We start from the raw sequence: 241 nt of genomic DNA on the forward strand, positions 1-241 counted from the left end.
TATGTCTTTTGATTTAATCATTAAAAACGGCACCGTTATTTTAGAAAACGAAGCTCGCGTTGTAGATATCGCCGTTAAAGGCGGAAAAATTGCTGCTATCGGTCAGGATCTGGGCGATGCAAAAGAAGTTATGGATGCGTCTGGTCTGGTGGTTTCGCCGGGCATGGTTGATGCGCACACCACGCTCTTAATCAGACAGTTGACCAGATCCATACGCCAGTCGACGGCATTTTGCATTGCC

General features: G+C 46.9%; 1 pseudogene. It reads left to right on the plus strand.

Annotated features, from left to right (window positions below):
- Window positions 1–241, plus strand: a pseudogene (locus SB765_RS33100) (hypothetical protein); the annotation flags it as partial.

This window comes from Pseudomonas sp. SIMBA_067 (assembly GCF_046534675.1).
In the GTDB taxonomy this organism is placed as follows: Bacteria; Pseudomonadota; Gammaproteobacteria; order Pseudomonadales; family Pseudomonadaceae; genus Aquipseudomonas; species Aquipseudomonas putida.